Raw genomic sequence first — 4327 nt, 5'->3', positions numbered from 1 at the left:
TGCGGAGCCGCGCGCCGGGCAGGAGCCGGCCGCGAGCGAACACGCCGCATTCTCGCGCTTCGTGGAGGAACCGCGCTCGCCGCTCTGCTGCTGCGGGCGGTGCGCGAGGGCGACCTCTCTGCGGAGGCTGCCCGGCGCGAAATGGAGCGTCTGTCCCCCTGCCCAGCCGACGCCACGCAATGGCCCGCCGCGCTTCAGGCCGACGCCGCGCGGCTCGCGGGCCTGCGGCGCGCGCTTGCGGCCCAGGACAGGGAGGACGCGGCCGACATCCTCCACGCCCAGGCCGAACGCAAAGAGCCGCGGCGGCGGCCTTCCGGCCGCCCGCCGGCTCCGACTGGTCGAGAGCACGGGACGCTAGGTCTGCCTCGGGCCTGCGGCGTGGGCGCGCATGGCGCGCCGGCCGGCCCCGGAGATCACTTCTTGAGAAGCGCGCCGAACTTGTTCTTGAAGCGCGACACGCGGCCGCCACGGTCCATGATCTGCTGGCTGCCGCCGGTCCAGGCCGGATGGGTGCGCGGATCGATATCGAGCTGAAGGGTGTCGCCCTCCTTGCCGTAGGTCGACCGGGTCGTGTACTCCGAGCCGTCCGTCATCACCACCTTGATGAAGTGATAGTCGGGATGGATGTCGCTCTTCATCGGTTCAATCCTTTTCGCCGCGTCGTGCCCCTTTACAGGGCGCCGCGACGCTCAATTTCGGTTCCTGCCGGAAGTGGCGGGTCTATAGCCGAGTGCATGCTTTGACACAAGCCGGCCTGACCACCGATCTCGCGCCCGGCGCGCGTGACCCCGAACCCCCGCCCCGGCAGCGCCCCAAGGCGCGGCGCGACCTGAAGCCGCTCGCCGGGTTGTGGCCCTACGTCTCGCGCTGCCGCGGCCGCATGCTGGCGGCGCTCGGCGCGATCCTGACCGCGGCCTTGCCACCCTCGCCTTGCCGGTGGCGGTGCGGCGGATGATCGATTTCGGCTTCGCCGTCGACCACCAGGGCATGATCGACCGCTATTTCGCCGTCCTGGTGGCTGTGGTGGCGGTGCTCGCCGCCGCCTCCGCCGCCCGCTACTACCTCGTAACAACCCTGGGTGAGCGGGTGGTGGCGGACCTGCGCACCGCCGTGTTCGCCCGCCTCGTCTCGCTGGACGGCGCCTTCTACGACCAGGCGCGCACCGGCGAACTCACCTCGCGCCTCACCGCCGACACCACGCAGATCAAGTCGGCGGTCGGCGCCTCCGCCTCCACCGCGCTGCGCAACCTCGTCTTGTGCCTCGGCGGCGTAGCGATGATGGTGGTGACGAGCCCGCGTTTGTCCGGCCTCGTTCTGGTGGCGATCCCGATCATCGTCCTGCCGCTCATGGCCTCGGGCCGCAAGGTGCGCCGCCTTTCGCGCCTCGCCCAGGACACGCTGGCGGACGCCTCCGCCTATGCGTCGGAGGCGGTTTCCGCCATGCGCGCGCTCCAGTCGTCCAGCGCCGAGGGCGCCGCCCGCGCTCGCTTCGAGGGCGAGGTGGAGCGCGCCTACGGCGCCGCGCTCGCCGCCTCGCGCTCGCGCGCCTGGCTCACCGGCATCGCCATCTTCCTGGTGTTCGCCAGCATCGTCGCGGTGCTGTGGGCCGGCGCGCAGTCGGTGCTCAACGGCACCATGACATCGGGCGAGCTGTCGCAGTTCGTGCTCTATGCCGTGCTCGCCGCCGCCTCGCTCGGCAACCTGTCGGAGACCTGGGGCGAAGTCTCCGCCGCCGCCGGCGCCGCCGAGCGCATCGGCGAACTGCTGAAGGCCGAGCCGCAGGTGAAGGCGCCGGAGCGCCCGCTGGCCTTGCCCGCGCGCGTCTCGGGCGCCATCCGCTTCGACGAGGTGAGCTTCGCCTATCCGACCCGCCCCGACGCGCCGGCGCTGCACGGCGTCTCGTTCGAGATCCGCCCGGGCGAGCGGGTGGCGCTGGTCGGCCCCTCGGGCGGCGGCAAGAGCACGGTGTTCCAGCTTCTGGAGCGCTTCTACGACCCGCAAGGCGGCCGCATCCTGCTCGGCGATGACGACATCCGGCTCTGCGACCCTGAGGCCGTGCGCCGCCAGATGGCCATGGTGCCGCAGGAGGCGGTGATCTTCGCCGACACGGTGCGCGCCAACATCCGCCTCGGCCGTCCGGAGGCCACCGACGCCGAGGTGGAGGCCGCCGGGCGCGCCGCCTTGGTGGACGAGTTCACCCAGAAGCTGCCCGAAGGCTGGGACACGCCGGTGGGCGAGCGCGGCGTCACGCTGTCCGGCGGCCAGCGCCAGCGCATCTCCATCGCCCGCGCCATCCTGCGGGAAGCACCGATCCTGCTGCTTGACGAGGCGACCAGCGCCCTCGACGCGGAGAGCGAGAAGCTGGTGCAGACCGCGCTGGAGCATTCCATGGCCGGGCGCACCAGCCTCGTCATCGCCCACCGGCTGGCCACGGTCCTGTCCGCCGACCGCATCCTGGTGATGGAGGACGGGCGCATCGTCGACACCGGCACCCATGCCGAACTCGTGGCCAAGGGCGGCCTCTATGCCCGCCTCGCCACGCTCCAGTTCAGCCAGGGCAACTGAGCGGACGGGATCCGTCCGGCCGCCACTCCATCCGGAAGGTGCGCCGGCCGGAGAGCGGGTTTTCGCCCTCGGCGACGATGGCGAGGCCGATCTTCTGGTAGAAGCGCACGGCGCGCGGATTGTCCTGGTTCACGTCGAGCGCGACCAGGGTGGGCGAGATCGCCCGCGCCTCGTCCATCAGCGCCTCGGCGGCGCCCTGCCCCCAGAAGGTGGGGCCGACCACAAGTTGGTCGAGATAGCCGGTGCCGGGATGGATCACGACGAAGCCGGCGAGCGCGCCCGTCGCAGCCGCGCGCGCGACGCGCACGCGCGCTCCGCCTGCCGCGAGCTTCGCCAGATGCTCGATGATCCACGGCCGGCGCGCCTCGAAATCGATCTCCGGCATGGCCTTGGCCCAGCTCGCGACCCACAAATCGATCATCTGCGGGGCATGCTCGGGCCGGGCGTCTTCGAGGGTGTAGGTCATGGCGATCTGCTCAGTGTCGGCGGGATGTGTGCCGCACATGGAGGATGGTGACGGCGTCCGGCCGCGACAGATAGAAAACTTTGAACGGCAGACGCGGCACGGTCAGGACCCGCACGCCGGGCGCGTCCGTTTGGCGCCCGCTTTCCGGGTGGTCTGCCAGTATTGCGATGGCGCCTTCGATGGCGACCACCACGCGCCGCGCGGCCTGGGGACGTTCCCTCGCTATGAAATCAAGGATGGCGCGCAAGTCCGCTGCCGCTTTGGGGCTGAAGAGCAGCCGGCCCGCCACGCGTCGTCACCGACGGCGTGTCATGCGGTATAACGCGCGAACAGCGCACGGATTTCGGCGTCCGCGACCAAGTCACCCGCCTCGACCTCAGCCAAAGCCTCATCCACCGCCGTCCGCTCCGCTGCCGACAGCCGATAGGGCGGGACCTGCGCGCGCTCGATCTCGGCGAGCTGGCGCACGGCCTCGTCCTGGGCCATCTGCGGCCAGTCCGGAAGGCGATCCAGCAGGAGCTGCAGCTTCTTGTCCATCGTTTGATCCTAGCGCCGCCCAAGGGGCGGCGGAAGGCCCCTCACCGCTCGGTCAGCTTCAGCTCGATGCGGCGGTTGCGGGCGCGCGCCTCGTCGGAGGTGCCGGTGTCGAGGGGCTGGTATTCGCCGAAGCCGGCCGCGATCAGATGGCGCGGGCTCACGCCGCGGCTGATGAGATACTGCACCACGGCGATGGCGCGCGCCGCCGACAGTTCCCAGTTGGAGGGGAATTGCGCGGTGGCGATGGGCCGGTTGTCGGTATGCCCGTCGATGCGCAGCGCCCAGTCGATGTCGGGCGGGATGTTCTTCTCCAATTCCAGGATCGCCGAGGCGAGCTTGTCGAGCTGGGGCAGCGCCTCGGGCTTGGGCACCGCCGAGCCGGGATCGAAGAACACTTCCGACTGGAACACGAACCGGTCGCCCACCACGCGGATGTCCGGCCGGTTGCCGAGGATGTCGCGCAGGCGGCCGAAGAATTCCGAGCGGAAGCGGGTGAGTTCCTGAACCCTCTGGGCCAAGGCCACGTTGAGGCGCCGGCCGAGGTCGGCGATGCGCGCCTGGCTTTCCTGGTCGCGCTTCTCCGAGGCGCCGAGGGCCTCCTCCAGCGCCGCCATCTGCCGCCGCAGCGCGGCGATCTGCTGGTTCAGCAGGGCGATCTGATCCGCCGCGCGGGCGGCGGCGTCGAGGCTGGCATCGCGCTCGCGCCTGAGCGCATCCTCGCGGCGGGCATCGGGCGCCGCCGGCGCCGACTGGCCTGGG

General features: G+C 71.2%; 6 protein-coding genes and 1 pseudogene. 1 reads left to right on the top strand and 6 read right to left on the bottom strand.

The window, feature by feature from the left end; genetic code table 11:
- Positions 1 to 348, bottom strand: a 348-nt coding sequence (locus tag AC2W7M_RS20640) for a hypothetical protein (RefSeq protein WP_486134523.1), incomplete at its 3' end; no start/stop codon positions are given.
- Between the two features lie 65 nt (positions 349 to 413).
- On the bottom strand, positions 414 to 638 hold the full coding sequence (gene rpmE, locus AC2W7M_RS20635; RefSeq protein WP_121621499.1) for a 50S ribosomal protein L31: 225 nt from the start codon (positions 636 to 638) through the stop codon (positions 414 to 416).
- A 116-nt stretch (positions 639 to 754) separates the two neighbouring features.
- On the opposite strand from rpmE, the pseudogene AC2W7M_RS20630 reads away from it, so the two are divergent.
- Positions 755 to 2565, top strand: a pseudogene (locus AC2W7M_RS20630) (ABC transporter transmembrane domain-containing protein).
- Here the strand turns inward: AC2W7M_RS20630 and AC2W7M_RS20625 are convergent.
- The 4 genes from AC2W7M_RS20625 to AC2W7M_RS20610 form a co-directional block, all read right to left on the bottom strand.
- Entirely contained in the window at positions 2549 to 3031 is a 483-nt protein-coding gene (locus AC2W7M_RS20625) for a GNAT family N-acetyltransferase (RefSeq protein ID WP_486134521.1), read from the bottom strand. The pseudogene AC2W7M_RS20630 and the gene AC2W7M_RS20625 overlap by 17 nt on opposite strands.
- Positions 3032 to 3041: 10 nt before the next feature.
- Positions 3042 to 3320 carry a type II toxin-antitoxin system RelE/ParE family toxin gene (locus AC2W7M_RS20620; protein ID WP_486134519.1) on the bottom strand — a complete coding sequence of 93 codons (279 nt, stop codon included), beginning with the start codon at positions 3318 to 3320 and terminating at the stop codon, positions 3042 to 3044.
- A 20-nt stretch (positions 3321 to 3340) separates the two neighbouring features.
- Positions 3341 to 3568, bottom strand: coding sequence for a hypothetical protein (locus AC2W7M_RS20615; protein ID WP_486134517.1), 228 nt, complete (start codon positions 3566 to 3568; stop codon positions 3341 to 3343).
- 41 nt (positions 3569 to 3609) lie between these two features.
- On the bottom strand, positions 3610 to 4327 hold a 718-nt coding region (locus AC2W7M_RS20610; RefSeq protein WP_486134516.1), incomplete at its 5' end, for a peptidoglycan -binding protein.

Source organism: Xanthobacter sp. BG11Y11_SDJG (assembly GCF_057364445.1).
Note: the sequence above shows the minus strand (reverse complement) of the source record. Positions and strands in the feature narration are given on the sequence as shown.

What these genes read in the sequence shown, in the direction of transcription:
- rpmE (WP_121621499.1), bottom strand. Translation starts at nt 638, where the DNA reads ATGAAGAGCGACATCCATCCCGACTATCACTTCATCAAGGTGGTGATG.
- AC2W7M_RS20615 (WP_486134517.1), bottom strand. Translation starts at nt 3,568, where the DNA reads ATGGACAAGAAGCTGCAGCTCCTGCTGGATCGCCTTCCGGACTGGCCG.
- AC2W7M_RS20625 (WP_486134521.1), bottom strand. Translation starts at nt 3,031, where the DNA reads ATGACCTACACCCTCGAAGACGCCCGGCCCGAGCATGCCCCGCAGATG.